Annotated in this window: 2 tRNA genes and 2 rRNA genes; all 4 read right to left on the minus strand. The window is 51.4% G+C overall.

Features of this window, described 5'->3' with window-relative positions:
- Positions 1-20 precede the first annotated feature (20 nt).
- Positions 21-2914, minus strand: a 23S ribosomal RNA gene (locus IEQ42_RS27070).
- A gap of 241 nt (positions 2915-3155) precedes the next feature.
- Positions 3156-3231: transfer RNA gene (locus IEQ42_RS27075), tRNA-Ala, on the minus strand.
- Positions 3232-3241: 10 nt separating this feature from the next.
- A tRNA-Ile gene (locus IEQ42_RS27080) sits at positions 3242-3318 on the minus strand.
- A gap of 123 nt (positions 3319-3441) precedes the next feature.
- Positions 3442-4810 (minus strand): 16S ribosomal RNA (locus IEQ42_RS27085); the annotation flags it as partial.

The raw sequence follows: 4810 nt of genomic DNA on the forward strand, positions 1-4810 counted from the left end.
GCAAATTGCTTGGGTGTTATATGGTCAAGCCTCACGGGCAATTAGTATTGGTTAGCTCAACGCCTCACAGCGCTTACACACCCAACCTATCAACGTCGTAGTCTTCGACGGCCCTTCAGGGAACTCAAGGTTCCAGTGAGATCTCATCTTGAGGCAAGTTTCCCGCTTAGATGCTTTCAGCGGTTATCTTTCCCGAACATAGCTACCCGGCAATGCCACTGGCGTGACAACCGGAACACCAGAGGTTCGTCCACTCCGGTCCTCTCGTACTAGGAGCAGCCCCTCTCAAATCTCAAACGTCCACGGCAGATAGGGACCGAACTGTCTCACGACGTTCTAAACCCAGCTCGCGTACCACTTTAAATGGCGAACAGCCATACCCTTGGGACCGGCTTCAGCCCCAGGATGTGATGAGCCGACATCGAGGTGCCAAACACCGCCGTCGATATGAACTCTTGGGCGGTATCAGCCTGTTATCCCCGGAGTACCTTTTATCCGTTGAGCGATGGCCCTTCCATACAGAACCACCGGATCACTAAGACCTACTTTCGTACCTGCTCGACGTGTCTGTCTCGCAGTCAAGCGCGCTTTTGCCTTTATACTCTACGACCGATTTCCGACCGGTCTGAGCGCACCTTCGTACTCCTCCGTTACTCTTTAGGAGGAGACCGCCCCAGTCAAACTACCCACCATACACTGTCCTCGATCCGGATAACGGACCTGAGTTAGAACCTCAAAGTTGCCAGGGTGGTATTTCAAGGTTGGCTCCACGCGAACTGGCGTCCACGCTTCAAAGCCTCCCACCTATCCTACACAAGCAAATTCAAAGTCCAGTGCAAAGCTATAGTAAAGGTTCACGGGGTCTTTCCGTCTAGCCGCGGATACACTGCATCTTCACAGCGATTTCAATTTCACTGAGTCTCGGGTGGAGACAGCGCCGCCATCGTTACGCCATTCGTGCAGGTCGGAACTTACCCGACAAGGAATTTCGCTACCTTAGGACCGTTATAGTTACGGCCGCCGTTTACCGGGGCTTCGATCAAGAGCTTCGCGTTAGCTAACCCCATCAATTAACCTTCCGGCACCGGGCAGGCGTCACACCCTATACGTCCACTTTCGTGTTTGCAGAGTGCTGTGTTTTTAATAAACAGTCGCAGCGGCCTGGTATCTTCGACCGGCATGAGCTTACGGAGCAAGTCCTTCACCCTCACCGGCGCACCTTCTCCCGAAGTTACGGTGCCATTTTGCCTAGTTCCTTCACCCGAGTTCTCTCAAGCGCCTTGGTATTCTCTACCCAACCACCTGTGTCGGTTTGGGGTACGGTTCCTGGTTACCTGAAGCTTAGAAGCTTTTCTTGGAAGCATGGCATCAACCACTTCGTGTTCTAAAAGAACACTCGTCATCAGCTCTCGGCCTTAGAATCCCGGATTTACCTAAGATTCCAGCCTACCACCTTAAACTTGGACAACCAACGCCAAGCTGGCCTAGCCTTCTCCGTCCCTCCATCGCAATAACCAGAAGTACAGGAATATTAACCTGTTTTCCATCGACTACGCTTTTCAGCCTCGCCTTAGGGACCGACTAACCCTGCGTCGATTAACGTTGCGCAGGAAACCTTGGTCTTTCGGCGTGGGTGTTTTTCACACCCATTGTCGTTACTCATGTCAGCATTCGCACTTCTGATACCTCCAGCAAGCTTCTCAACTCACCTTCACAGGCTTACAGAACGCTCCTCTACCGCATCATCCTAAGATGATACCCGTAGCTTCGGTGTATGGTTTGAGCCCCGTTACATCTTCCGCGCAGGCCGACTCGACTAGTGAGCTATTACGCTTTCTTTAAAGGGTGGCTGCTTCTAAGCCAACCTCCTAGCTGTCTAAGCCTTCCCACATCGTTTCCCACTTAACCATAACTTTGGGACCTTAGCTGACGGTCTGGGTTGTTTCCCTTTTCACGACGGACGTTAGCACCCGCCGTGTGTCTCCCATGCTCGGCACTTGTAGGTATTCGGAGTTTGCATCGGTTTGGTAAGTCGGGATGACCCCCTAGCCGAAACAGTGCTCTACCCCCTACAGTGATACATGAGGCGCTACCTAAATAGCTTTCGAGGAGAACCAGCTATCTCCGAGCTTGATTAGCCTTTCACTCCGATCCACAGGTCATCCGCTAACTTTTCAACGGTAGTCGGTTCGGTCCTCCAGTTAGTGTTACCCAACCTTCAACCTGCCCATGGATAGATCGCCCGGTTTCGGGTCTATTCCCAGCGACTAGACGCCCTATTAAGACTCGCTTTCGCTACGCCTCCCCTATTCGGTTAAGCTCGCCACTGAAAATAAGTCGCTGACCCATTATACAAAAGGTACGCAGTCACAGAACAAAGTCTGCTCCCACTGCTTGTACGCATACGGTTTCAGGATCTATTTCACTCCCCTCTCCGGGGTTCTTTTCGCCTTTCCCTCACGGTACTAGTTCACTATCGGTCAGTCAGTAGTATTTAGCCTTGGAGGATGGTCCCCCCATATTCAGACAAAGTTTCTCGTGCTCCGTCCTACTCGATTTCATGACTAAGAGATTTTCGCGTACAGGGCTATCACCCACTATGGCCGCACTTTCCAGAGCGTTCCGCTAATCTCAAAGCCACTTAAGGGCTAGTCCCCGTTCGCTCGCCACTACTAAGGGAATCTCGGTTGATTTCTTTTCCTCAGGGTACTTAGATGTTTCAGTTCCCCTGGTTCGCCTCTTGCACCTATGTATTCAGTACAAGATAACCATCTTATGATGGCTGGGTTCCCCCATTCAGACATCTCCGGATCAAAGTCTGTTTGCCGACTCCCCGAAGCTTTTCGCAGGCTACCACGTCTTTCATCGCCTCTGACTGCCAAGGCATCCACCGTATGCGCTTCTTCACTTGACCATATAACCCCAAGCAATCTGGTTATACTGTGAAGACGACATTCGCCGAAAATTCGATAATACTCAATTCAGAGTAACTCACAAATTTTACCTTAGCCTGATCCGTTACCAGTGAAAGTAACGTTCAGTCTATCTTTCTATCACATACCCAAATTTTTAAAGAACGATCTAATCAAAAGACTAGAAATCAATATTCACTGCGAATATTCATTTCTAAACTCTCAAACTTTCGAAGCAGTTTATGGTGGAGCCAAGCGGGATCGAACCGCTGACCTCCTGCGTGCAAGGCAGGCGCTCTCCCAGCTGAGCTATGGCCCCATAACAAAATTGGTGGGTCTGGGCAGATTCGAACTGCCGACCTCACCCTTATCAGGGGTGCGCTCTAACCAACTGAGCTACAGACCCAATTTCGAGCTTGTAACTGTTAGCTCAGAGCTATCAGCTTGGAGCTTAAAGCTGCTTCTATCGTCTTCTTCAATGAATCAAGCAATTCGTGTGGGAGCTCATGGAGCAGCTGATGTCGTCGATTAAGGAGGTGATCCAGCCGCAGGTTCCCCTACGGCTACCTTGTTACGACTTCACCCCAGTCATGAATCACACCGTGGTAACCGTCCTCCCGAAGGTTAGACTAGCTACTTCTGGTGCAACCCACTCCCATGGTGTGACGGGCGGTGTGTACAAGGCCCGGGAACGTATTCACCGTGACATTCTGATTCACGATTACTAGCGATTCCGACTTCACGCAGTCGAGTTGCAGACTGCGATCCGGACTACGATCGGTTTTATGGGATTAGCTCCACCTCGCGGCTTGGCAACCCTTTGTACCGACCATTGTAGCACGTGTGTAGCCCAGGCCGTAAGGGCCATGATGACTTGACGTCATCCCCACCTTCCTCCGGTTTGTCACCGGCAGTCTCCTTAGAGTGCCCACCATTACGTGCTGGTAACTAAGGACAAGGGTTGCGCTCGTTACGGGACTTAACCCAACATCTCACGACACGAGCTGACGACAGCCATGCAGCACCTGTCTCAATGTTCCCGAAGGCACCAATCCATCTCTGGAAAGTTCATTGGATGTCAAGGCCTGGTAAGGTTCTTCGCGTTGCTTCGAATTAAACCACATGCTCCACCGCTTGTGCGGGCCCCCGTCAATTCATTTGAGTTTTAACCTTGCGGCCGTACTCCCCAGGCGGTCAACTTAATGCGTTAGCTGCGCCACTAAGAGCTCAAGGCTCCCAACGGCTAGTTGACATCGTTTACGGCGTGGACTACCAGGGTATCTAATCCTGTTTGCTCCCCACGCTTTCGCACCTCAGTGTCAGTATCAGTCCAGGTGGTCGCCTTCGCCACTGGTGTTCCTTCCTATATCTACGCATTTCACCGCTACACAGGAAATTCCACCACCCTCTACCATACTCTAGCTTGTCAGTTTTGAATGCAGTTCCCAGGTTGAGCCCGGGGATTTCACATCCAACTTAACAAACCACCTACGCGCGCTTTACGCCCAGTAATTCCGATTAACGCTTGCACCCTCTGTATTACCGCGGCTGCTGGCACAGAGTTAGCCGGTGCTTATTCTGTCGGTAACGTCAAAACACTAACGTATTAGGTTAATGCCCTTCCTCCCAACTTAAAGTGCTTTACAATCCGAAGACCTTCTTCACACACGCGGCATGGCTGGATCAGGCTTTCGCCCATTGTCCAATATTCCCCACTGCTGCCTCCCGTAGGAGTCTGGACCGTGTCTCAGTTCCAGTGTGACTGATCATCCTCTCAGACCAGTTACGGATCGTCGCCTTGGTGAGCCATTACCTCACCAACTAGCTAATCCGACCTAGGCTCATCTGATAGCGCAAGGCCCGAAGGTCCCCTGCTTTCTCCCGTAGGACGTATGCGG

It is taken from the genome of Pseudomonas iridis, assembly GCF_017980685.1.
Taxonomy (GTDB): domain Bacteria; phylum Pseudomonadota; class Gammaproteobacteria; order Pseudomonadales; family Pseudomonadaceae; genus Aquipseudomonas; species Aquipseudomonas iridis.